Source organism: Mesorhizobium sp. M0195, assembly GCF_040322115.1.
Lineage (GTDB): Bacteria > Pseudomonadota > Alphaproteobacteria > Rhizobiales > Rhizobiaceae > Mesorhizobium.
In genome coordinates this window covers 1-22,849 of sequence record NZ_JAMYSV010000039.1, presented here as the reverse complement: position 1 = coordinate 22,849, position 22,849 = coordinate 1, and the positions used below count along the sequence as shown (strand labels likewise).

General features: G+C 59.2%; 15 protein-coding genes and 4 pseudogenes. 10 read left to right on the top strand and 9 right to left on the bottom strand.

Annotated elements, in window-relative coordinates:
* The first annotated feature begins 634 nt into the window (after positions 1-634).
* Both NKJ12_RS30735 and NKJ12_RS30730 read left to right on the top strand, forming a co-directional pair.
* A complete protein-coding gene (locus NKJ12_RS30735) occupies positions 635-1,189 on the top strand; it encodes a transposase (protein ID WP_352707324.1) in 555 nt (184 codons plus the stop codon).
* A 1,354-nt stretch (positions 1,190-2,543) separates the two neighbouring features.
* Positions 2,544-3,281, top strand: a complete 738-nt coding sequence (locus NKJ12_RS30730; RefSeq protein ID WP_352707322.1) for a class I SAM-dependent DNA methyltransferase — start codon at positions 2,544-2,546, stop codon at positions 3,279-3,281.
* On the opposite strand, the gene NKJ12_RS30725 is transcribed toward NKJ12_RS30730, so the two are convergent.
* Genes NKJ12_RS30725 through NKJ12_RS32390 form a run of 3 tightly spaced genes read right to left on the bottom strand, consistent with a single transcriptional unit; the run spans position 3,260 to position 4,702 of the window.
* Positions 3,260-4,192 carry a transposase gene (locus tag NKJ12_RS30725; RefSeq protein ID WP_502905758.1) on the bottom strand — a complete coding sequence of 311 codons (933 nt, stop codon included), beginning with the start codon at positions 4,190-4,192 and terminating at the stop codon, positions 3,260-3,262. The two genes, NKJ12_RS30730 and NKJ12_RS30725, sit on opposite strands and share 22 nt — an antisense overlap.
* Positions 4,125-4,289 (bottom strand): hypothetical protein, encoded by a 165-nt coding sequence (locus tag NKJ12_RS32395; RefSeq protein ID WP_502905759.1) that lies wholly within the window; start codon positions 4,287-4,289, stop codon positions 4,125-4,127. The genes NKJ12_RS30725 and NKJ12_RS32395 overlap by 68 nt, the downstream gene beginning before the upstream one ends.
* Entirely contained in the window at positions 4,217-4,702 is a 486-nt protein-coding gene (locus NKJ12_RS32390; protein ID WP_502905757.1) for a transposase, read from the bottom strand. The genes NKJ12_RS32395 and NKJ12_RS32390 overlap by 73 nt, the downstream gene beginning before the upstream one ends.
* 284 nt (positions 4,703-4,986) lie before the next feature.
* Here NKJ12_RS32390 and NKJ12_RS30720 point away from each other — a divergent pair.
* A pseudogene (locus NKJ12_RS30720) lies at positions 4,987-5,687 on the top strand (transposase); the annotation flags it as partial.
* Positions 5,688-6,238: 551 nt separating this feature from the next.
* On the opposite strand, the gene NKJ12_RS30715 reads toward NKJ12_RS30720, so the two are convergent.
* The 3 genes and pseudogenes from NKJ12_RS30715 to NKJ12_RS30705 form a co-directional block, all read right to left on the bottom strand.
* Positions 6,239-7,246, bottom strand: coding sequence for a D-alanine--D-alanine ligase family protein (locus tag NKJ12_RS30715; protein ID WP_352707321.1), 1,008 nt, complete (start codon positions 7,244-7,246; stop codon positions 6,239-6,241).
* A 981-nt stretch (positions 7,247-8,227) separates the two neighbouring features.
* Positions 8,228-8,530: pseudogene (locus tag NKJ12_RS30710) on the bottom strand (ISNCY family transposase); the annotation flags it as partial.
* A gap of 633 nt (positions 8,531-9,163) precedes the next feature.
* Positions 9,164-10,981, bottom strand: a complete 1,818-nt coding sequence (locus NKJ12_RS30705; RefSeq protein ID WP_352707319.1) for a CocE/NonD family hydrolase — start codon at positions 10,979-10,981, stop codon at positions 9,164-9,166.
* A gap of 701 nt (positions 10,982-11,682) precedes the next feature.
* Here NKJ12_RS30705 and NKJ12_RS30700 point away from each other — a divergent pair.
* A pseudogene (locus tag NKJ12_RS30700) lies at positions 11,683-13,125 on the top strand (transposase).
* Here NKJ12_RS30700 and NKJ12_RS30695 read toward each other — a convergent pair.
* From NKJ12_RS30695 to NKJ12_RS30685, 3 genes are all read right to left on the bottom strand, one after another.
* Entirely contained in the window at positions 13,011-13,244 is a 234-nt protein-coding gene (locus NKJ12_RS30695; protein ID WP_352707335.1) for a hypothetical protein, read from the bottom strand. The pseudogene NKJ12_RS30700 and the gene NKJ12_RS30695 sit on opposite strands and share 115 nt — an antisense overlap.
* Before the next feature lie 308 nt (positions 13,245-13,552).
* Entirely contained in the window at positions 13,553-13,882 is a 330-nt protein-coding gene (locus tag NKJ12_RS30690) for a hypothetical protein (RefSeq protein WP_352707317.1), read from the bottom strand.
* On the bottom strand, positions 13,857-14,540 hold the full coding sequence (locus tag NKJ12_RS30685) for an aspartate/glutamate racemase family protein (protein WP_352707333.1): 684 nt from the start codon (positions 14,538-14,540) through the stop codon (positions 13,857-13,859). The genes NKJ12_RS30690 and NKJ12_RS30685 overlap by 26 nt, the downstream gene beginning before the upstream one ends.
* Positions 14,541-15,708: 1,168 nt before the next feature.
* Here NKJ12_RS30685 and NKJ12_RS30680 point away from each other — a divergent pair.
* The 6 genes and pseudogenes from NKJ12_RS30680 to NKJ12_RS30655 all read left to right on the top strand — a co-directional run.
* Positions 15,709-16,101: pseudogene (locus NKJ12_RS30680) on the top strand (transposase); the annotation flags it as partial.
* Between the two features lie 458 nt (positions 16,102-16,559).
* Positions 16,560-17,846 (top strand): methylaspartate ammonia-lyase, encoded by a 1,287-nt coding sequence (locus tag NKJ12_RS30675; RefSeq protein WP_352707330.1) that lies wholly within the window; start codon positions 16,560-16,562, stop codon positions 17,844-17,846.
* Entirely contained in the window at positions 17,830-18,981 is a 1,152-nt protein-coding gene (locus NKJ12_RS30670; protein ID WP_352707315.1) for a CaiB/BaiF CoA transferase family protein, read from the top strand. Before NKJ12_RS30675 ends, NKJ12_RS30670 begins: the two co-directional genes overlap by 17 nt.
* Positions 18,982-19,108: 127 nt before the next feature.
* Positions 19,109-20,011 carry an HpcH/HpaI aldolase/citrate lyase family protein gene (locus NKJ12_RS30665; protein WP_352707312.1) on the top strand — a complete coding sequence of 301 codons (903 nt, stop codon included), beginning with the start codon at positions 19,109-19,111 and terminating at the stop codon, positions 20,009-20,011.
* Between the two features lie 131 nt (positions 20,012-20,142).
* Positions 20,143-21,069, top strand: a complete 927-nt coding sequence (locus tag NKJ12_RS30660) for a LysR family transcriptional regulator (protein WP_352707328.1) — start codon at positions 20,143-20,145, stop codon at positions 21,067-21,069.
* A gap of 199 nt (positions 21,070-21,268) precedes the next feature.
* Positions 21,269-22,702, top strand: a complete 1,434-nt coding sequence (locus tag NKJ12_RS30655; RefSeq protein ID WP_352707326.1) for an NAD-dependent succinate-semialdehyde dehydrogenase — start codon at positions 21,269-21,271, stop codon at positions 22,700-22,702.
* Positions 22,703-22,849 lie beyond the last annotated feature (147 nt).

Genomic DNA, 22,849 nt, shown 5'->3' with positions numbered 1-22,849 from the left:
TCGCGGCCGCGCGGCCGGCCACCGAAAAATGGACACCCCTCCGCGACAGTCTAAGCGGCGAAACTGGGGAATTTTACTTCGGCACCTTTGGGGAAAATTCGAGCGGCATTGACACCCGGATCCAGCCGCGCTGCTGAGCCTGATGGAACGTTGGCGCGAGGAAGCCGTCAAGGCCGGCAGGACGATCGAGCGGATCGCGCTGGCCTTTGAGGCGGGACGCGACGGGTTCTGGCTGGGGCGCGCGACATCGAGGTGCACGCCATCCATTCGACCAGCGTTGCGGTATCGGGTGAGCATCGGCGTGCGAAGACCGACCGGTTGGACACGGCGATGCTCATGCGCGTGTTCCTGGGCTGGCTGCGCGGCGAGCGCGGGCATTGCAGGATGGTTGCGATCCCCACGCTCGAGGAAGAAGAGGCCAGACGTCCTAGCCGTGAGCGAGAAAGTCTGGTGGGCGAGCGCACGCGGATCATCAACCGCGTCAAGGCGATCCTGGCGTGGCTCGGGATCCGCGGCTTCAACCCCAAAGTGCGCAGAGCGGTGAAATGCCTTGACGCGCTGCGGACACCGGATGGTGTGCCGCTGCCACCAAACACGGTTGGCGAGCTCCGGCGCGATATGACCCGGCCCGGCCATGATCCGCGAGCAGATCAAGGCGATCGAGGAGGCACGCCTCTCGCGTCTAGAACAGGCGCCGGTGACGGAGCCACATGCGATGGTGCGTCTGATTGCCAGCGTCATCGACATCGGCGTCGAGACCGCCGACATGCTGGTGCAGGAGGTGCTATCCCGCAACCTGCAGGATCGCCGGGCGGTTGTCCGCTATGCGGGGCTCACTGGCGTGCCTGACGAGAGCGGTTCCAAACGGTGGGAGAAGGGCTTGGCGAAGGCCGGTAACGCCGGAGTGCGCCGCGGGGCTGATCCAGTTCGCCTGGCGCTTCCTGCGGTTCCAGAACGACAGCGCGCTCGCCCAATGGTCCCGGGGGCGAACAGATGGCCCGAGCGGTTCGCGCAAGGCGAAAAAGTTCGTAGCACTCGCCCGCAAGCTGCTCATCGCGTTGTGGCGCATGGTCACGATTGGCGACATCCCGGCCGACGTCGTGCTGCGGCAGCCGGCCTGAGCAGGCTGGGAGGGATCCAAACAAGCAGTTCAGCGTCCGGTCGGCTTTCCCTGACTGGCCGTCGATGATCCGAGGTGGTGGTGACCCGAACAGACCCCTAGCTTCGATGCCTTCTGGAGAATGGGCCCGCCGCCTCGGAGCCTTGCCGCCGAAGCGAATGGATGCTTCATGGTCAGCACGGATCCCACCGAATACAAGGTCGCGGCGCATGTGTTGCGTGCGATGGCGGGCTCCCCTCGGATCCTCTCAAATCAGGCGGGGCTGGTTGAAACGGAAGGCAGCCCAAATGGCTTGACAAACAAATCCCCATTCAAGGCTTCTGTGAGGTCCGCATGCTCGACGGAGCGGGGGGACTGGTTGTCGGACCTCATCGCAAGCCGGATTGAACGAAGCCGCGGGACGATCTGGCGCTATGGGGATTGTAGCCTGGAGGAGCAGTCGGGATCGTCTTTGCCAAGCTGACGGACTCGGCAAATGTTGAGTTACAAGGTGACAGCTAACGTCACCTACTTATGTTGGTAGGTATAACGAGCTTGAGAACAATCTATGTTAGCTCTCAAAGAACAAGGTGTGAAATGAACTCTTGGAATGTCGGCCTATAGACGCGCGATTTGGCCGAAGCCTAAATGGTAGCTCCGCGGATGAAGAGCTTTGCGGCGAGGACAGTGAGCCTCGTAGGCGAGCGTGCGAAATACCCGCCGTCGACCTCCTTGAACTCAGCGTTGCCTTGTGAATGACGCCGAGAACTCAATGATTGCCCCTGAATGGAAACGCTCAGCATTGAGAAGGTACACACGATAGTCGACAGGGTCTTTGATCGCAGCAATGCTCTGTATGTCAAGAATGTTCCCCGAAAGGGTCGTGATGTATTTGCCAATATTCCTATCGGGATTGGAGATGTATGAGCTCGCTCCAACGTGTGAATTTGATGATGTGGCAACAAAACATCTAAATCTTACCTGCACTATTGGAATAGTACTCCGCGAGATAACCATAGAAATCGAAAAATTGATCCAATGGAGCGCTACGATGTTTTTCGTTTTACCTCGCCAGTGAATCACTCTTTGAACCAAAATGCACAAACAGTTTGGAGTGACGAAGATTCCAGGTACGTGGGCCAGTATTGTGGCAATCAAGGACGTAAAGGTGGATGACGAAGTAACACATGCCCATAAGAATATCTCTGCCTATACTATAATTATTAAGTTGGTTGAAATGATGCGCTAATATGACGATCGGAGATTTAAAATACAGCTTGAGAAGATATAAACTATAGTTGTTGTTTTATTGCTTTGAGGAAGTTTATCATCATTTAAATGGCAAATGTGAAAAACACAGCAATTCAATGAATGTCTAAAATAAATAAGATTGAACTGGCGAGAGTAGGTAAAGAAGATGTCTAACCATGCGCAGGAGAATCAAGTGTCTGACGAGTTTCACTATGACGAGAATTTGGCTTCGGTCTATGAAAAATATACCAGCATGGTAGGTAAAGTCGCTGAGGCAGACGAAACTGCCGCCTTTCTTGAGCGGTTTTCCAGCGGAAGGAGTGCTCTTGAACTTGGTATTGGGAACGGCCGGGTGGCCGTACCGTTGAGCGAGCGCGGCGTCAAGGTCGAAGGTATCGACAATTCGGAAAGCATGTTGAAACTTCTCGCCGAGCATGGTGATCTGATTAAGGCTTGGAAGGGGGACATTTCCGATTTCGGCTCAGAGCAACGCTACCATCTTGTCTATTGTGTTTATGGCACGTTCACGCTGCTCTTTAGGCGCGAACAGCAAATAGCTTGCCTCCGATCTGCCGCGCAGGCACTAGATGAAGATGGGGTTTTGGTGATAGAAGTTCGTGTGCCGGCCTTGGATGGCTTCGTCAGCGGCAAGAAAACCACTACTACGCTCTTGGACCACGAGATTACAATCGTGACTGGGGAAATCCACGATCCACTAAACCAGAACTTGGTTTCAACCTCCCTCTGGTTTTCTGGTACATCGGTCAGACGTTTTCGACAACGCGTTCGTTACGTTTATCACCAGGAGCTCGATACCATGGCTGAATGCGTTGGGCTGGAGCTAGCGGAGCGTTGGGGAGATTGGGCGAGAGGTGCGTTCACCGATGAGTCCAAAAGTCATATCTCAGTTTACCGCCGAACCAGCTTGTAGTCGGTGACCTGCTCTGAACGTGCATCCCCCGACGATGAGCTAGCCGCCTTGATGCACGGCGATGAGCTTTTGGCGGCCTGAAGCGGCGATCTGGCCGCCGTTGCGGTGCTTTTTGGCAACCTCGTCAGGCGCCGGCGGTGATCTGTCGTGATGGCAGGCGGGGTTTGCAGGTTGCGGTCAGCGGGTTTATTTCGGGACGTCTGCGCCCCATTGTTTATGTCGCGAGTTGCGGGATGCGACTGAGGACGAGGCGCAGGATGCGCTGGTCCGGGCAGGATGTCGGCAGGTGCAGGCGGATCTATTTTCATCTCGACCACCCGCGCGGCGATTTTGATGAGGCGCAATCGCAGCGTGTCGAATTGGGCGACGGCAAAGCTCGAGCGTTTCGGCATCGCGGCGCGCAGGCCCCACATGAGCAATAGCCGCCGGCATGCAGGAATAGCCGGAACTGGTTGGTCGTCGCTTTGGTGCAGGATGTGCGGTCGGCGGCAAGATTGCGTCTTCCACGACTTGATGTGATTCTCGGCCGCGCCGCGCTGGCAGTAGACATCCTCGTAGAGCGCCTTGGCCTTCCCACCGGCAAGGTTGGTGACGACGAAGCGGGTATCGCCACCTTGGGCGCCGACCTCGACCCGCGCGATGATGCGCTCCACGCGGCTCCAAGTGGCGGCGCCGTCAACGAACTCCTTGAACCTGCGGACCTTGCCCGTCTTGGCCGACGCTTCGAAGCGCGCCGTCGTGCTGGCCTCCAGCTCCGCGACATGCTCGCGCAGCGTCGTGGTGGGCGCCAGGCCGAGGATGAAGTCGACATCGTTGGCGCGGCACCAGTCGATGACCGGTGGACTACAATAGTGGCTGTCGGCCCGGATCAGGATCCGGGTGTTCGGCCAGTTGCTCCGGATCGCCCGCACCAGGCGGCGGAGGTGGGGCGGATCTCAGCCCCGCTCGGCCGCTTGCCGGCCGAAGAACCGCACCGACGAACCGGCCATCGCCATCGAACACCACGATCGGCTGGAAGCCGTATTCGTCGTAATGAGCGTTGAACAGGCGCAATTGCTAGTCGCCATGCAGGCATCAAAGGTGTCGTCAATGTCGAGCACGATCCGCTTCGGCACCTGCTGGAAGGAGGCGCAATAGAGGTCGACCATCGCCCGCCCCATGGCGACCAGCTCCCGCACGCCGGGGAGGTTCTCCAGCCGGCACATCGTCGATGAGGCCGAATCCCGACCCGACGGCAGCGCATCCTGGGCCCATAGCCGGTTGGCGTCATTGCCATCCTCGTAGCCGGCGGCGATCATCTTCATGCGAAAGCCGATCATGTCGGCCAAGCTGGGGACGATCTGGTCCGAACAGCGCGGATCGTCGATGCAGCGCGCCAGACGCTCGGCGGCGACGACAGACTTGCTGCGAATAGATGACAAACGCGTCAGCCGCAGCGTAGGGTCATTCTTGGCGGGTGTGGTCTCCGGGACATGGCGCGGATCGGTCTAAGCAAACAAATCCTACGTCATTTCAAGGGTTTGCTCCACATCCCCCTGGACAGAAAATCATAAGACAAGACAACTCCATCACTGCTTTGTGATGGTGAATCGGAGCGCTGCGATGGGTAAACCACGCGAGCGGCGCGAGACCGGGGAACAGGATCTGTTCCCCGCGCGCCTGGATCAGAACTCAATATGAACCACGAACTGGTGCGGCTGGCGCGCAGCATGTTGTCGGGCGCATCCGCGCCCGCTGGCCGACCACCCGCATTCTGATCCGCGGCGATGGCCACTATGGCCGGGCGCAAGTCATGGCATGGTGGGAGGACAATCGACTACCTCTTCGGATTGCCCGGAAACAAGGTTCTCCAGCGTCTGGTTGATGAAGCCGCCGACGATATCCGCACTCGCCGCGCGCTCGAGCAGAAGCCGGTGCTGCGCGGCTATGCCGAGACCCGATACAAGGCGAAATCCTAGAAGACGGAACGCCGCGCCTGCGCCCGCAAAGAGGCAACCACCCTCGGCCTCGACATCCGCTTCGTTGTCACCAATCTCGACAAAGGCTCCGCCGAGCATGTCCACGATGTGATCCTACTGCGCCCGCGGCCAGGCCGAAAACCTGATCAAGATGCACAAGAGCCAGCTCGCCTCCGACCGCACCAGCTGCCGCTCACCGATTGCCAACCAGGTCCGTCTCGTCCTGCACACCCCCGCATACTGGTTGATGCTCACCCAGCGCGAGGCGGTGCCCACGACCCAGCATCTGTGCAACGCCGAGTTCGCTACACTGCGGCTCAGGCTTCTCAAGCTCGGCGCCCGCGTCACCGAAACCGTCTCGCGCATCCGTCTGGCTTTCGCCGCCGCCTGTCCCGAAGCAAGTCTGTTCCGAGCGATCGCCATCACGCTGCAGCCCGCAGGGCCATGAGCGCCGGGGCATCAAAGCCCCGCCGAACCCGATACCTTGACCCTCCAGCGCGTTCCAAAGTCCAGTCTCAGCTGCGGTGAAAAAGACGCCTCACACCTTCATGACCGAACGCTAAGCGGCAAGGAACCAGGCCGCTCGTGAATAGACGGGCTAGACAGGGATAGCCCAGGACGGATTACGGAAGTGCGGTAACCAACCCGCGGATAAGAGCTGGATCAACCGTCGTCTCAAGACCCCATCCCGTCTCCGCGCTGCCCTCATCAATGGCAAACAGAACCTGTGGCAAAAGGCATAGGGCGAAAAAGGTCATCCATCATTCCGGTCATAAGAGTTATGTGGCCGAGCCAATCCGCCCGACGCGCGCCCTCTAGACCGAGGAAAGCCCCGAGACGAAGACACGGAACGCGGTATCCAACCCGCGGATGAGAGTCTGATCAACCGTCGTCTCTGAGCTCCACCCCCGGCCCTGTGCAGTTCCAGCCAAGCCGACTGCTTTGCGCGCAAGGCAGTTGTTCCCTCTCGCCTTCAGCATTGACAGGGAACATGAGAGACTAGGGGATGCCGATTCCGAAGTACCGCGTGTGGGCGACATCAAGGATGCGATGGATCAAGCTCGAGTAGCTGTGTCCCGCAGTCATCGCGGCTATGACAAAACCGGAACTCATACTGAGCCCCGGCATCGAGTTGATCTCCAGGACAAAGGGCTGGCCGGAGCTAGCGATACGGAAGTCGACGCGGGCATAGTCCCGGCAGCGGCAGGCACGGAAGGTCGCTATCGAAATATCCCGCAGCACCGTCGCCAGCCCGCTCTCGATTTGCGCCGGGCAAATCTTCGGCACCGCCGCGGCCGCCACGAATTTCGCATCCCAAGTCATAAGACGCGTTTCGCGGTCGCCGAAATCCTGCTCCACCATAGGCAACACCTCAAGCTCTCCGTTTCCAAGCAACGCAACGCAGATTTCCCGCCCCTCGATGTATTCTTCCACGAGCGCATCCTGCGCATACTGCGCGACGTTCTCTTCCACGGCCTGTCTCAACTTAGCCGGTTCATGTACGAGCTGCAATCCGAGGCTGCAGTCTTCGTGAGGTGGCTTCACTACGACTGGGAATCGCAGGTTGCCGATACTCTCGTTGCCGCGACGCATCACGCGAAAGTTCGGCGTCGGCAGACCGACGTCCCGCATGAGCGTCTTGGTGATGACCTTGTCGCTCGTCCGCCCAAACCCGAGCGGGCCACATCCGGTGTATGGAACACCGGCCATCTCAAGCATGGCCGGAACGTGGGTGTAACGGGACTCGCCCTGAATTCCCTCCGCCAGGTTGAAGACGATTCCGGAAGGGCGGGCTTGCGGATCGGGTGGCATGAATCGCTCGAGCGTAGTGAGCAGTCCTTTATCGCCTTCACACAGTAGCGTCTCGTGGCCGCCCTCTTGCAGTGCCGCCACCACCCTTTCGATTTTCCCTGTCTGCGGCCAAGGCTGGGGCGGCTGCGGACAAGGGAGACCGAACCGGTTGATCACGCCCGTAAAATCACTGTTCGTCACGATAGCTACCCGCATGAGCTACTCCTTTTATGTTTGCCTGCTGTCACGTTCATTCGCTTGCATTTGGTTGCTAATGGGAACAGCTCGTCTGGACCCCGCGCGCCCACCGGTTCGGCCGGCCAACCGGCGAGCGGGTTTGCTCCTGCCGCAGGCGGAGATCGCGATATCTCTTACATATGCTGCCGGCCTGCACCGACACAGTTCTGGGAAACGCAGGAGAAGGTTCAACGCACTTGGCAAGCTCGTCAAAGTCACGACGACCGAAGCCGCCACCACTGTCGTGAACGCGCCAGACCGCTTCGCTCGCGGGCCAAACACAGGGCGAGGACCGGAACGGACGCAATCTGACGAAGCCAGCCAATATTCCCCCGACTAAGCGCGCCGTATTCCTGCGGGCGGTCCAGCGTCGCGGGAGCCGGCGGAATCGTGCAGGAACGATGCTCGCGCCGCTGCTCGCCGGCTTTGATCGTGCCGAGCGAAGCAACCGCGGGCAACGGTAATGTCCATCGATGTAGGGCGCGAAAGCCGCTGCTGCGGGAATGACAGCGGCACCCGCGCCGAACCCGGCAAAACTTCGATTGGCGGGACAGCACTCGACAGTGCAGTGTCTATCGCATTGAGTTGCATCGTTTGAGCAAGTTTCATATGGACCTCCTCGGTCGGAGACCGCCAGACCGCAATATTCGTAACGAACGGATCCTCCACCGGTACCCCATGCAATCGGCGAGCCAACGAAGAGGTTGTACGAGTAAGTGGGCGAAACCATGTGTTTCGCACCCGACGCGGAATACTTGCGCGTCAGTGCGTCAGGTTCCGAACACAGACGCCTCGAACCGGACACGGCTGAAGGCGCAACCGGAGGTCGAATGGCGACGGTTTCGTCGGGCACACGTCCGAGTTCGGCATGATCAATCCCCGATGGCGCCCCAGCCCGCCGTCGTGACACATGCCGGAAACTCTATCGTCCAGAACTGGATCTTGCGGGCCCGCCTCTGGCCGTGGGCTCCACGATGGCAGGCGGGAAAGGCGCGAAACGAGGCGGGAGCCCTCAAGGTGGAACGCCAACTCCTGGTAGCTCAACTGCCGATATTGTTTGAGCAGCGTGCAGCGCAGCAACGCTTCGGGGGGCAGGCCATGCCGTCTGATCGCTTTGATGCCGCCCTGACAGAGGTCTCGCGCCACCCGGCCAAGTGGATCGCAATGCTCATTGCGACATCGCCTCAGCTCGCAGCCGATCTCGTGCGTGGCAAAAGGATCAACTATGCTGGGTTGGACGGTGCGTTCTTCTGCGACGCGCAGATGGTTGCCACGCGCGAAGGCAGGTTGACGAAGTAGAAGCCCAAGGAGCAGTGGCAAATTCTTTGCGCCTCCCCTATTTCGCCGATTAGGGCGCTTCCCTTCGGTCTCGACGAATGCGATCGGCTTGTCGCCGCCATTCATCACGTCGAGGACGCATGTAGCTGTGACCGGCGGAGATAGGCACGTCGCTCACCTTCTCCCCGTCATAGATGTGAAGAACAGCGTCGGTTAGCAGAACGACGAAATAGGGCCACCCGTGAATGTGCCAACCGGTCGCCGCACCCGCCGCAAAATCCCATCGTGTGATGCGTGCCATGTCGTCGTCCCTGGCTAGGAATAGCAGGGATATCACAGTTAAACGCCATGCTTTGCGCCTCCCTTCGCGCCCTGGACCCGCCCGCGGCTACGTTACCTTCGCAGAACCCGCCTTCAACTGAACCTCGCGGCCTTATCTACCACATTCTCCAGTGGCTTTCCTGTAACCCCGCGTTCCAGATTCTCCAGGAAATTTCTAACGGTGCGTTCCCCCCAGTCATACAAATCTGCCGACATGTGAGGCGCTGCGATTAGCCAGTTCATCGTGTTCACGTCCGACGAGTCTGTCTTGAATGTCGACCAGATTCGGCTCTCTGCTTAGGGCTCAATGATCGGCAGGTCGATGTAGCAACCGGCCGGGCCACGATGAAATTTGAGGAAGGGCGGCTCGCCGTCCGCGGGCACGCTGGCAAAGGTCGGCACGTCGCTGCCGGCGAGAACCACCCTCAGGCGGTGACCCGCCGGTAGACGGGCGGAGATCGGGAGCAAGGTGAAGGTCAGAATGGCAGGCTCGCCCGGCGTGAGCGGTTCGGCATCGCGGCGCAGGTAGCTATGCTGGGGTCCGAGCGCGCTGAATGGTGAGTCGGTCCACACCTTCCGGTGCACGGCGCGCAGCTGGCCGCGCGTGAGATAATAGGGCTCCCCGTCCGGCTTTACGCCGTCGAGGTACACGAAAAAGGCAGCGTCCTCGCGGGTCGAGGTGGTGTTCAGGTGGACGACAGGGTCTCCGGTGATCTCGAGGTCGCGTGTCAACGGCTCGCTTATGTAGGCGAGGCGACCGTCGACGAACTTTCGCCGATCTCCAAAATCCACATCGGGGCGGTTCCACCACTGCGAGGTCTGAGTTCCCAGGGCACGGTCAACCTGAAGCCAATCGAAGCCCGCCCGGTCGGGCGATGCGCTGAGCCGGGAGCCACTTGCCATGTACCACCGTCGGCGGGTGGCGCCCGGCAGCGGCCACGAGCGGGTCTTTTTCCAGCCCTCCCCGAGCGTATAGTAATGGAGGACCTTGCGTTGTTCGCGGGCAGCCTGGCCATTGAAGCACAACTCCGCAAAGCGGAGTTGATCCGCTTCCAGGGTCGGCATCGTTGGAAGGATGACCTCATCCGCGGCACGAAGCGGATCGTAGGGTTTATCGGCGAGGGAATGCCCCCACGGGCCGATGATCTGGCACTGCGGATTTGACAGTCCCACGAAGCGACGAACGGCTCCTTGAGCCAGGCCACCATCAAACCAGCCAATCCAGTTTTGTATTGGGGTACCTGAGCGAGAGATCCGGTCCATGACATACATGGTGCTAGAATTGAGCCAGGACTCTCCACCCCAGGTTGGGGGACGATCGTCCTTGAACGTCACCAGTCGTTGGCCTTCCCATTCCGACGGGGCCGCCTCGTGATCGCGCAGGGCCGCTTGGAGGTCCGCCTCGCCATCCGGCCCAACGGGACGCACGCCCGGCGAGGGCGTGATGGTGATCGTGCCGGCCCCTTGGTCCGTGCGAGAGAACACATTGCGGTCCAATAATTTGACCCTATTGCCCCACACTTCTCCTTGAGCGGCGTTGGTGATTCCAGCGGGATGGTAGTTTTCTTCGTATGGACAGAGTTCGACGCCGCTCGCTATGACGCCCCTCAGCGCCGGATGATTTCGCTCGGCCATCCACATCGCGGTGGCGCCGGGATAGGAATGGCCGGTGCCGACCACACCGCCCGTGGACCAGGGCTGCGCGGCGATCCAGTCGAACACGTCGCTGAAGTCCAATGTTTCGGCGCGCGAATAGTGATGACGCCACACGCCAAACGATGCACCGGTGCCGCGAACATCTCCAACGACAACGGCATATCCGTGCGGCACGAACCGTTCGGCGACGCCCGCGTACGTGTCCGGAGATCCCTTCTGGCCACGCCAGTAGCGTGTCATCAACAGAACAGTGTCTCGCTTGGTGTGAGGGCCGTCACCCAGCGGACGGACGACATCCAAGGCGATCTTAACACCGTCGCGCAAGGTCACATAGAACGATTCCAGCTGGCCGATCTTGTACGGCCCCACGGCTTCGCCATGAAGATCGAAGCCGAAGATCGTTGACATCTGCTGCGCGGACGCCTGCTGCGCGCCAGCGAGCTTCGAAGACATGGTCATACTGTTCCTCCTGAGATATGAGTTGGCCCCTGTAAGTCGGCGTGAAGGAGAGAATGCAGCCTTCAACCCGGCGGCCGGAAAATTGGCCTAGATTGAGCGTACTGTTCGCCTGAACCGCCCCCCATGGCCGCCGTCACGCACAGCCATTGACCAGCCTTCCAACCTTCTTCCATAGGACGATCAGGCCGGATCGCCTCTCCATCATCTTTTCGACCGCCGTGTGTGACACTGGTTCCACACGCTCCAACTCGGGTTAACCAAGCTTGGCGACAGTTAGTGCGCATCAGCCGTCTCGTGATTGGATTCATAGCAAACTGGATAAGTCGTCTTTTAGCTTTGTTAGGACGCCAGACGCAGGTTATTCTCGCGTTCCTGTTCCTACCGGCGAATTGCGGCAAGGAGATCAAATTGCACAAACATCTCGACTCACGTGACCGGGTAGTGTGCGGGAAGTTCTGCAAAATCGCTCACGGGAGTGAGGCGGCCATGGCAGGTTGGTGATGTTCGACGTCACCACTCGGTGAGGAGCCCCTACCATGACTAAGATCGAGGATATGCCTGCCGCTGCGATTGCAAGGGCTTCTGATGCGGCGCGACAATGAAGCTGCGAGCGCGCATTGGCTCGCCTGAATTGTTCCTGGATGTTAAGCCGTTGCCTCATCTGATTTGCTCCCCGCATTCGTGTGGCAGGAGCAAATCAGATGAGGCAGGTCAGCATGGCGACGCGGGATGAGCTGGTGAGCGCGGTAACAGAGCGCTACGCCCGAAGCGAGCGGGCAGGGAAGTCGCGCATTCTCGATGAGTTCGTGGCGGTGAGCGGCTTTCACCGCAAGCATGCGATGCGCCTATTGCGCAACGGACCGCAGGTGGGTCGTTCGGGGCCGCGGCCGGAGCGGCGGCTTTATGACGATGCGGTTGGTGAAGCGCTGATCGTGTTGTGGGAGGCCTCGGACCGGATCTGCGGGAAGCGGCTGAAACGTTGGTGCCGATCCTGGTCGAGGCGATGGAGCGTCGGCCATCTTCAGCTTGCGCCGGAAATCGGACGCGGCTTTTGGCGATGAGTGCGGCAACGATCGACTGTGCGCTGCGCGCGGTCCGCGAGACCGCAGTTGCCCGCAAGCGGCGCCTGCCCGCGGCATGCTCGGGGCTGCGGCGGAGCACCTTCTCCGACTGGCAGGATCCACCGCCCGGCTTTGTGGAGGCCGACCTGGTGGCGCACAGCGGCCCAGTGACGAGCGGCAGCTTTGTGCAGACGCTGGTTATCACCGACGTTGCGAGCGGATCGACGGAATGCGCGCCGTTGCTGGTCCGCGAGCAGAAGCTGCTGAGCGAGGTGCTGACGGAATTGCGGCGGCTGCTGCCGTTCGACCTTCTCGCCTTCGACACCGACAATGACAGCGTGTTCCTGAACGAGACGGTGCGCGATTTAAGAATGATCAGGCTTTTGTCGAGCAAAAGAACGGTGCCGTGGTGCGCCGCATCGTCGGCTGGAGGGGCTTGAAGCCGCCGCAGCCCTGGCGCAGCTCTATGCGACGGTGCGGCTGTTCGTGAACTTCTTCCAGCCCTCCTTCAAGCTGGCCGCAAAGGAGCGGGACGGCGCCCGCGTGCGCAAGCGTTATCATCGCCCGGCGACGCCCTGCCAACGATTGCTGGCGGATCCGCGGACGCCGGAACCGGTTCGCGCCGCACTCGCGCAAACATATGCGGCTGGACCCTGTCCGGTTGCTGAGCAAGATGCGGATGGCGCAGCAGCGCCTCGTCGACATCGCCGACAGGTCCGGCACGCCATCGGTTGTCGCGGCCGATCCGTCTCTCGACCGGTTCCTGTCGGGCCTGCGGACGGCTTGGAAGGAGGGTGAAATCCGCCCAACCGCGCAAGCCAAGCCGAGCAAAAACGGGGCCGTCGGCGACCGGATCCCTTCGCCCTCGTCGCCAAAGAACTGCAAGCGTGGTTTGACGAAGAGCCCTGGCGGACGAGCCGCGAATTGCTGGAGCGTCTGAAGGCGGAGTGTCCGGGGCAATTTCCCGATCAGTTGCTGCGCACTTTGCAGCGCCGCTTGAAGATCTGGCGAAAGGAAAAGGCGCACGCAATGGTGTTCGGCGCGATGCAGTTCGAGCCGGCAATCGAGCCGATGACGAATTGATCCGGATTCCGGTCGTGGGGAACGTTATGATGAGGCAACGGACAATGTCGGTCGGGAGTATTCCACGGTGAGGCAATACGAATCTCATCCTGATCGCCGCGCCGCAGCCATGGCAGCATTTGGCTCGCCGCATCGAACTCAGGGCGGAGGCTGCCCCGCCAAGCCCACTACATGACGCAGATGATCTTGGCATTGCAGCGGAGCTGGACGATCTCGTTGAGCCCATAGCTGTCCCGATCGACGGCACGCGCCATATCGTCTCATTGGAAACGGCAACGCCGCGCTACGGTAACATCTCCTCGACCAGACGGGGTGAGGAGAAGGGTAAGCGCAATTCGGTAAACGCCGTGACGAGCGTCGCGGGTCGGAGGCGCTATGATGCCATCGGGCGGGTCTGGATTGTCGCATTGAAGATGAGGTTCGCGCGTCAGCTGGTGTTATGGTGCGCGCGTGCGCCGAAGTTGAAGGGCAGCAGATTCTCGGCGTCGGCTGCGCGCTGGGGCAATTCAGTGAGCACGTGGCAGTATGCGGCCAGATAATGATCGCCGCCTCGCTGAGGCGAACCAGCAGAAACAGAACGGGGCATATACGGCTTCCGATTCAGAGGCGGTTTGCCCCGCCAAACGATGAGGCTCAAGCCGAATGCCCATCTGTCGATCACCCGACTTGCGCGGCTGGCAGATGCCGACGGCATCATCGGCTCCCAAGCCGCATCGGTCGGACCGCTTGAGTCAAGGCCATCGTCTTGAATATCCATTTTTACCCCGCCATCGCGATTTGGTACTCGCCCATGGACGCCTCAACGCAAGCTCGGGCCAGCGCATCGGTCGCATCGAGCGTCGTTGTCCGGACCTCAAGCCCTGAAGAGCGACAGGAAGTTCGGTACATGCCAAAAGCAAGCACTCCGCTCCCTGCTGGACCAGCAGCCTCGCCGCGGCGCCCGCTGCCTCGCGGGCGGGAGCCATCGTGCCCCCTTTGACAGATGTGATTGAATGGTCGATGAGACGTTGCGTCTTCTCGTCTGGAACGACTACGCGATCGACCGCCTTAAGCAATTCTGTAGCGTAGATGTCTGCGGAGATTGTCCTGCGCGTCGCCATGATTGCGATCGAGCGTGGCCTGGTCGGCATCGCTAGGAGCTCGTGAAGCACCGCCTGGGAGATATGAAGTATCGTCGCCCGACACCCCCGGTCCAATCGATCGTGCCAATAGTGGGCCGTATTGCATGGAATCGCGATGAATTCGACACCAGCCGCGTCAAGGAAGCGAACGCCTGAAAGCATCGGCAGGAAAGGATCGTCTCGACCATTCTGAATGGCCGATGACCGATCTGGTATCTGCGGAACGTCGTGAACAATAAGTGGAATATGATCCTGATCTATTGTGGCAGGCGTTGCAGCTATGATCTTTGACATGAAATCTAATGTTGCGGCTGGGCCCATACCCCCGAGAATACCTATGAGATTCTTGTGGCGCACTTGATTTTCTTTCTGGTTTGCAACCGCCATTGACTATTTCCAAAATTGCCCGCTATCGGTGAGACATGCGCCACGACCATCTCCGCCGTCGACGCCCCATAGAGAAGCTGGCGTGCATGCCTCGGCCCAAAAAAATGCGCCCTGTTCATCGTGCGTCACCCACTAGTGGCTGCGATGTCCGTAGCCCTGCGTCTCCTAGCCCCTGAACTTGGAGGAGCCGCCGCCAATTTTGCACATCCGCTGTAACGGATGCAGGGATCGGCTGATTGCTATTCCATTCGCCGCGCATCGCATGGGCCCGCCCCGCCCGCGCCACACGTTGACAGTCGGCAAACGTTCGCGCGTCCGCGGAAATTGAGAAAGTGGTCGCTCTCGAAAGTGATGCGTGTTCGCGGGCGGCGACGCCACTGCGCATCCAGCCGACTTCATTCGGATCGGACGCGCGGCCAGGTAGCGGTGTCCATGAATTCGAGCATGCCATCGACATTTTCTCCTTTAACGTGTTGCCAATGTGCGTGCGTAGCTCAGGTTTTCTGGCAGAATGGGTCGGTACGGACGTTATAGGGACGTATCTAAAGCTTGTTGTCGTCGACCGGTTGAATTGGACGGCGGGCATGGTGGTGCTCTCCTTGGGTACAGGGGGCAGCTTCGATCGCGTCCCCGACGACTCCGAGTTGGCGCCTCTCTTCAGAGGTTAGGGTCAATGCGGATGGTCCACACCCCGCTTTAAGCCAAGTTGGGCTGCAGTCGGATCAGTCCAACCACGTTCTCAACAGCAATTCGTGTGCCAAGTAGCTTCGAAGCTTCTGTAGATACTCCAGAATGGCGTGTGCCTCCACAGTGCGGGAGCGAGACACCGCACTCGCCGGCAGGCAAACCTCCTCAAGCGACCAAACTTAATCGGATACAGTCTGAATTCAGCTACCTCGTTCTGTCCAGGCGATCTTCTAAATTGGTCTCGACGAGATTTGTCATATTTAGGATGTCTGCCGCATCGAAGAGGCGGGTTTGTGCCAAAATGCATCGGGCTTTGAAACGCGTCCTGAAATAAACCGTGTGGTTTGAAATATCGCTTACGCTGTCCAAGCAAGCTGCAACATCTCGGCGCTTGCAAACCATGCCCGGTGTCGGCCCTATCGCTGCCCTTGCCATTGAAACCTTTGCGCCACCGATGGAAGCCTTCAAGTGCGGTCGCGATTTCGCCGCCTGGCTCGGGCTGGTCCCTCGGCAGAAGTCGAGCGGCGGAAAGCAACGATTAGGGAAGGTATCGAAGATGGGCCAGCGCGATATTCGGCGGTTGCTCATCATCGGCGCAATGGCCGTGGTTCGATGGGCATCTCGGAGGCGCGCGCCCGACGGTTCCTGGCTTGCCCGCTTGATGTTGAAGAAACCGCGCATGCTGGTCGCAATCGCGCTGGCCAACAAGATGGCGCGTGGCATCTGGGCCATGCTGACGAAACAGGAGGACTACCGAGATCCGGCGACGGTGCCTGCGTGATTTGCAACAACGCACCTGAGACCGGGACGTCGGGGATGTGAGGAAGGCATGAACTGCATAGGCAAATGATCGATCAGATCGGGGTCAGGAAAACCAGAGTCAAGTTGAGAGCCCACGCAAGCTCGCTTTGCTGATTTGGACCTGATCCGCGCATCACCATACCGGCCCGCGGCATATGGAATGGCCGCAAACAAGGCCTGACACATGACCGCACTCGATCACACGTCCAATGCTTCAGGTTCTTCCTTGCAAAACGGCTGGCATCCACACAAGAACTTGACGCACCCAACTCGGGCGACGGAGTTTCCTTGGGCAGGTACGGGCCATCTCAAAACACGATGACACCGTCCGGAACATTATATTGGTGAACTCAACACCAAGTGGCGCATACTTGGCAGGCAGTGAACGAACTGCAAGCGCCCCGTCAACGCAGTCCGCAAAAAATCGAGCGAAGTGAAGTGCAGATCAAAGATGTCCTGCTCGCGCCTGGCAACGGCGCATTTTTCTATGACGACCAGGCGGCAATCAGGGATGGCGCAACCCAGGACGGCTTCACCTATGTTGGTGCGCCAGTAACGCCTGGATTCAAGTCGATTCGCATTCCAGCATCTTCGCTCAGCGTCGGGCTCGCCCTCACCGACGACATCGTTGTTTGGGGCGACATGATGAACGTCCAGTACTCTGGTGCCGGTGGACGCGATCCTCTATTCGACACCAATCAAATCTCAGATTTAACGTCACGCGTTGTCGCACCGCGGCTTCTTGATATCGATGCCTCTCGGTTTCGTGATTCTTGCACGAAGGTTTTGGAAGCACTTGGACATCAGCGTTTACCTCTGGCTGTTGAGTATGGTGTCAGCCAAGCGCTTCTTCGCGCAGCCGCCCATCTTCAGCGCAAGACGATGGCGGAGATCGTATGCAGTGAATTTAACTTACCGCTGCCAAAGCGTAGGGTCCCAATCTACTGCCAGAGCGGTGATACTCGGGAAATCAACGTCGACAAGATGATCCTGAAAGCGGTGGATGTGCTCCCCCACGGTCTGATCAACTCGCGGCAGAAATTCGGCTTAGACGGGCAGACCTTTCTGGAGTTTGTGAAGTGGGTTGCTGCGCGCACGCGCGAAATCGGCCGTCCAGGATATCAGCCGGTGCTGCATTTCGATGTGTATGGCTGGATCGGCCAGGAAATCGGCCTGGAACCGAAAACCATCGCCGACTTTATATGCAAGGTTGCCGGCACCGTCCCGGATTTTACGCTCAACATCGAATCCCCGGCGGACTTTGGTTCCACGCAAGCTCAAATTGAGAACTACGCCAAGATCGTATCGATATTGGACAACCGGGGTTCTAACGCGCGCATTGTCGTGGATGAGAGATGCAATACGCTCGAGGATATCCGGCTCTTTGCCGAAGCGAAGGCCACGCATCTCGTTCAAATCAAGACCCCCGATGTCGGCTCAATAGCCGACACGGCTCGTGCCGTCCTCATTTGCAAAGCCAACAAAGTCGGAGCGTATGTCGGGGGAAGCTGTACCGAGACAGATCTCTCCGCCCAAGTTTCTGTCCACGTTTCTGTGGCAACCCAGGCCGACATGATGCTTGCAAAGCCTGGAATGGGTGTCGACGAGGCATTCTCAATCGTTGGGAATGAACAAAACCGGTTGCTGGCGATGCTGAACCGTCGTCCGGCTCAAGACGAAAAAATTGGGATGAAAAGCACGGTGTCGCATGCAGAACTCTCTTGAGGGTATCACTGTCGTAGCCGTGGAGCAGGCGGTGGCTGCGCCTTACGCATCGTCGCGCCTTGCGGACGCCGGCGCCCGCGTGATCAAGATAGAGCGGCCCGAAGGGGATTTTGCCCGTAACTACGATAAGTTGGTGCGAGGACAAAGCGCTTACTTCGTCTGGCTCAACCGGGGTAAGGAGTCTGTCTGTCTGGATCTGAGATCGGAAGCCGACCGCGCCGTCCTGGACACGCTCATTGCCAATGCTGACGTCTTCATCCAAAATTTAAAGCCGGGCAGCATAGAAAAACTGGGCTTCGGGTCTGCAGATCTCCGTCGGCGTTTTCCGCGGCTGATCACCTGCGACATCTCTGGTTTCGGGGAGACAGGGCCGTATTCCCATTTGAAGGCTTACGATCTCATCGTCCAGGCTGAAACAGGTCTATGCGCGATCACCGGCAACCAACAAGGGCCCGCGCGTGTAGGGGTCTCGGTTTGCGACATCTCAGCGGGCATGACGGCGCATAGTGCCATTCTTCAGGCGCTCTATCACCGAGAGGTCGCCGGCGAAGGGGCAAGTATTCAGGTGTCACTGTTCGATGCCCTCGCCGACTGGATGAACGTGCCGGTTCTGCAATACGACTATAGCGGCTACCACACAGTACGCGCGGGCGTGAAACACCCGTCGCTAGCGCCATATGGCGCGTATCGGTGCTCCGACGGGAAAGACATCGTTTTTTCGGTTCAGAATGACCGCGAATGGGTATATTTCTGCGAGAAATTTCTGAAGAAGCCGGAGCTCACACGCGCACCTGGTTTTGCCGACAACATGGAGCGCCTTAGTCATCGGGCGCAACTTGATGAGATTATCGAACTGCGTTTTTCCGAACTGTCCTGCCATGAAGCGATGCGGGAGCTTGAGGCAGCCGGATTGGCATACGGCCGACTGAACCAAGTGGCGGATATTTCAAAACATCCACACGTTCGCAGGGTTGAGGTTGGCACACCTCAAGGAACTGTAGAGACGATAGCGCCGGCGGCGATCTTTAACTCCGAGCGCCCTTCACTTCGCCCAGTTCCGGCGCTTGGCACCCACACTGAGGCTGTCCGCGAAGAGGTTTTAGGGCGTTTGCGCGAAAGAGCCGCGTCAGCGTGAGCGCGCATCTTGTCGATAAGGCGGGAGCGCTCGCGATTTATAGAAAGCGTGCACACGTCGGGTCATCTCAGCACATCGGCCGCCCAATAAGCTCAATGCCTACGCCGTCGACCGCAGAGGCGACTCCATGATCAAGAACACCGTTCCGGCGGTCGAAAGGCCGATGCCTGTACCCCGCTGGAGATCCCTGCTCTTCGTTCCCGCTCACGTTCCGCGCTTTGTGGAGGCGGCCCATGAGCGCGGGGCAGACGGCGTCATACTCGACCTCGAGGACTCCGTTCCACAAGATCAGAAGGATGAGGCACGGCGGCGGCTTCCTGAATCCGTGGCAAAGGTGGGCCGGAAGGGCAAATCGGTTTTGGTCCGCGTTAATCGTGGTTTGCGCGCCTTGGCGACCGATCTCGATGCAGCCGTCATAGCTGGTGTTGACGCACTTGTTCTTCCGAAGGCGGATTCGGCAGAGTTGGTATCAGAGATCGCGAATGCGGTATCGGAACTTGAACAAGAAAGAAATCTTCCGCTGGGACGCATCCGGTTCCTTGCCCAGATCGAGACCCCGGGCGCCTTGCAAAGGCTCGCGGCCATTGCGTCGGCGCATCCAAGGATGATCGCAATGGCGCTTGGGCCTGAGGACTTCAGTGCCGCTGTTGGCGGCGCCCCGGAATTCGACCTTCTTTTGACGCCGAACCTTTCCGTTCTTTTTGCCGCCCGCGCGGCCGGGTTGCTCCCGCTGGGCTTCATAGGAAGTATCGGCGAGTTCTCGGACACTGATAAACTTCGTGAAGCCGCGGCGCATGCGCGGCGGCTTGGCTTTGCCGGAGCTTTGGCGATCCATCCGATACAAGTGGCCATATTCAATGAGGCCTTCTCGCCAAGCGCAGAGGAACTCGAGTGGGCCCGTCGCGTCGTCGCTGCGGAAAACGATGCCGCCACGCGTGGACTGTCTGCATTCTCGTTGAGCGGTAAGATGATTGATCCGCCAGTAGTTCGGCGCGCCCACGAGATCCTGGCTCTCGCCAGCAGTAACTGACCTGCGTTTAATCAGTGGCCGGACAGGCGCCGGGTTTCGAGATATGGCCCGACGGTTAGTCTTGCCTGCCATCTCGTTTCGAGATAGATAAGAAGGCACTGGGGATCATGCCCTGGTTGGATTTGGTCATCGTGGACATCAGGCAGTTAAGATACTTTGTCGGCGTCGTCGAAGCCGGCAGTTTCACGAAGGCAGCTGCCAGCCTCAACGTTGCTCAAAGCGCTCTAAGCCTGCATGTGCGTCAACTGGAGGAAGGATTCGGCACCCAGCTGCTCGTTCGCGACAGGACCGGTGTCAGCGTCACGGCGTCCGGAGACAAGCTGCTTGAGCGCGCGCGGAACATCCTGAAGGAAATTCAGCTCACTGAGGCGGAACTGACAAACTCGGTGGCTGCTCCTTCCGGAGAGGTGACCATTGGCATTCCATCCGGAGCCGCTCGCGTCCTTAGCGGTCCCCTACTTGAATCGATGAGAAGCGAATTGCCGAGGATCTCACTTAAGATGATCGAGGGCATGACTGGACCGCTGGAGGAGTGGATGGCTGCTGGCCGCTTCAATCTGGCAGTCCTGTACCGCACTGCGGAGAGCGTAGGGCAAATGACGGTGCTGGCCCGCGAAGAGTTTTGCCTGGTGGTGCCTCCGGGTGAACCGCCTTTCGAAGATTCGATACCGCTCGCCGACCTGCATGCGTTTCCGCTGGCGGTTCCGATGCGCAATAACAATGTCAGGCGTTCGGTGGCTGATGTCGTTGCGCAACACGGTTGTGTGCTCGACGTAAGATTCGAAGTCGACTCCCTTTCTACGATCATCAATATGGTCATGGAAGGAAAAGCGTATTCTATTCTTACCCCGTCAGCCATTCAGAAAGAGGCGTCTCGAGGCCAAGTCCGGACGGTTAAAATCATTGATCCAGTGATCACCCGTTCCGTTGTGCTTGCCGTCAACTCGAAAGATGAGCGTTCTCCAGCCGTTTCTGCGGTCCGCAAGCTGATCCCCAAGGTCGTCAGGACATTGATCGAGGGCAGGCACTGGTCAGCCACGATTCCAGACCGGACTTAGGGAATCCCCAAGCCAAATTCTCCTAGCGCCATGCTCTTCGCGGTTGCTTGAGTGGTGTCAATCTGGATTCGAGATGGTTTTGGGCGACATTCGATATTTGACCGCATGCAACTATCGCGATGAAATTGCAATGGAGCAAGACACGGTTCGGATATCGGCCGTTCCGGTACTTGGCAAATTCACGAAGGCGGAGCATGCGATGTCCAACACCACGAGCTATCAGCTGTTCATCAACGGCAGATGGCGAGCCGGTGGTAGCGGAGCCACTCTGCCGGTAATCAATCCGGCGACGGAGATGGTATTTGCCTCGGTGGCCTCGGCGACGACACCGGATCTGGATGAGGCCCTCGCTTCGGCAGAGCGCAGCCGCAAGGCCTGGTCCTCACGGCCTGCAAAAGATCGTGGCGAGATTCTCGTAGCAGCCGCCAGGATTCTGGCAGCGAAGGTTGAAGACGCAGCCAAGGATTTGTCGAGGGAACAGGGCAAGACGATTGCCGAAGCAACAGGTGAGTACGCACGGGCAGTCGAAACGCTGGAGTGGAACGGCAAACACGCCGAAGAATTGTCGGCCCCAATTCCACATGGCCCAAACCGAATGATCGTCCCTGAGCCCCTCGGCGTGGTCGCTGCCTTCACGCCGTGGAACTATCCCGCAGTGCTTATCGCCCGCAAGCTTGCCCCAGCGCTGGCGGCAGGCTGTCCTGTGATCCTCAAAGCGGCTGAAGAGACACCAAGCGCGGCTGTCCACTTCGTCGAAGCCTTGCGACAAGCGGGTATCCCGGACGGCGTGGTCAATCTCGTCTTTGGCGTGCCGGTGCAAATATCCCGGCATCTCCTCAACTCGCCGATCGTCAAGGTCTTAACCTTCACGGGCTCTACCGAGGTTGGAAAACAGCTCGCCAAGCTCGCCGCCAATAACTTGCAACGGTGCATCCTCGAACTCGGTGGGCACTCCCCGGTCGTTGTATGCGAGGATGCCGACTTGGCAACGGCCATACCGGCAATTTCGGAATACAAGTTCGAGTGCGCGGGTCAAAGCTGCAATGCGCCTAGCAGGATCCTCGTCGCGCGCAACCTCTACGAGGAATTTCTGTCCGGGATGACGGAAGCCGCTCGCAAGGTCAAGATCGGCCCTCCGGACGACCCGGCGACGGAGATGGGACCGATGGCAAACGCGCGGCGGATCGAGGCCATGCAGCGTCTGATCCAGGATGCGGTCGATCGCGGTGCCCGTATCGATACCGGTGGCACCCGCCTCGACCAGCCCGGTTTTTACTGGCCGCCAACCATCCTGACAGGGGTGCCAAAGGATGCGAAAGTGCTTCATGAGGAGCCGTTCGGACCGATCCTCACGGTGGCGCCGTTCGACACGATCGAGGAGGCGATCGAAGAAGCCAACGCCACTGAGTATGGCTTGGCCGCCTACTTCTTCACCGGGGCCGCCAATGCTAAACGGGCGCTGATCGGTGGTCTTTCGGCGGGCGCTGTCAGTGTGAACTACCTGAAAGGGGTTTCGGCAGATGCCCCGTATGGAGGCATCAAACAGAGCGGCTATGGCTACGAAGGGGGCGAGCAGGGGGTGCGGAGCTTCCAGAACTTGAAAATGGTCAACGGCCTCGGCTCATTTGGATGAGATCCGGTGGGAAATAGATCGCGGAATATCGTCGGCGACGACATCACAAGGAGCGTGGCCGACGCCCTTCAGTATATCTCGTACTACCATCCTCCAGATTATATCCGGTCTCTTTCGCAGGCATATGCGCGCGAACAGAGCCCGTCG

What these genes read in the sequence shown, in the direction of transcription:
- NKJ12_RS30735 (WP_352707324.1), top strand. Translation starts at nt 635, where the DNA reads ATGATCCGCGAGCAGATCAAGGCGATCGAGGAGGCACGCCTCTCGCGT.
- NKJ12_RS30715 (WP_352707321.1), bottom strand. Translation starts at nt 7,246, where the DNA reads ATGCGGGTAGCTATCGTGACGAACAGTGATTTTACGGGCGTGATCAAC.
- NKJ12_RS30705 (WP_352707319.1), bottom strand. Translation starts at nt 10,981, where the DNA reads ATGACCATGTCTTCGAAGCTCGCTGGCGCGCAGCAGGCGTCCGCGCAG.
- NKJ12_RS30695 (WP_352707335.1), bottom strand. Translation starts at nt 13,244, where the DNA reads ATGCTGCCATGGCTGCGGCGCGGCGATCAGGATGAGATTCGTATTGCC.
- NKJ12_RS30690 (WP_352707317.1), bottom strand. Translation starts at nt 13,882, where the DNA reads ATGGATATTCAAGACGATGGCCTTGACTCAAGCGGTCCGACCGATGCG.
- NKJ12_RS30685 (WP_352707333.1), bottom strand. Translation starts at nt 14,540, where the DNA reads ATGTCAAAGATCATAGCTGCAACGCCTGCCACAATAGATCAGGATCAT.
- NKJ12_RS30670 (WP_352707315.1), top strand. Translation starts at nt 17,830, where the DNA reads ATGCAGAACTCTCTTGAGGGTATCACTGTCGTAGCCGTGGAGCAGGCG.
- NKJ12_RS30665 (WP_352707312.1), top strand. Translation starts at nt 19,109, where the DNA reads ATGATCAAGAACACCGTTCCGGCGGTCGAAAGGCCGATGCCTGTACCC.
- NKJ12_RS30655 (WP_352707326.1), top strand. Translation starts at nt 21,269, where the DNA reads ATGTCCAACACCACGAGCTATCAGCTGTTCATCAACGGCAGATGGCGA.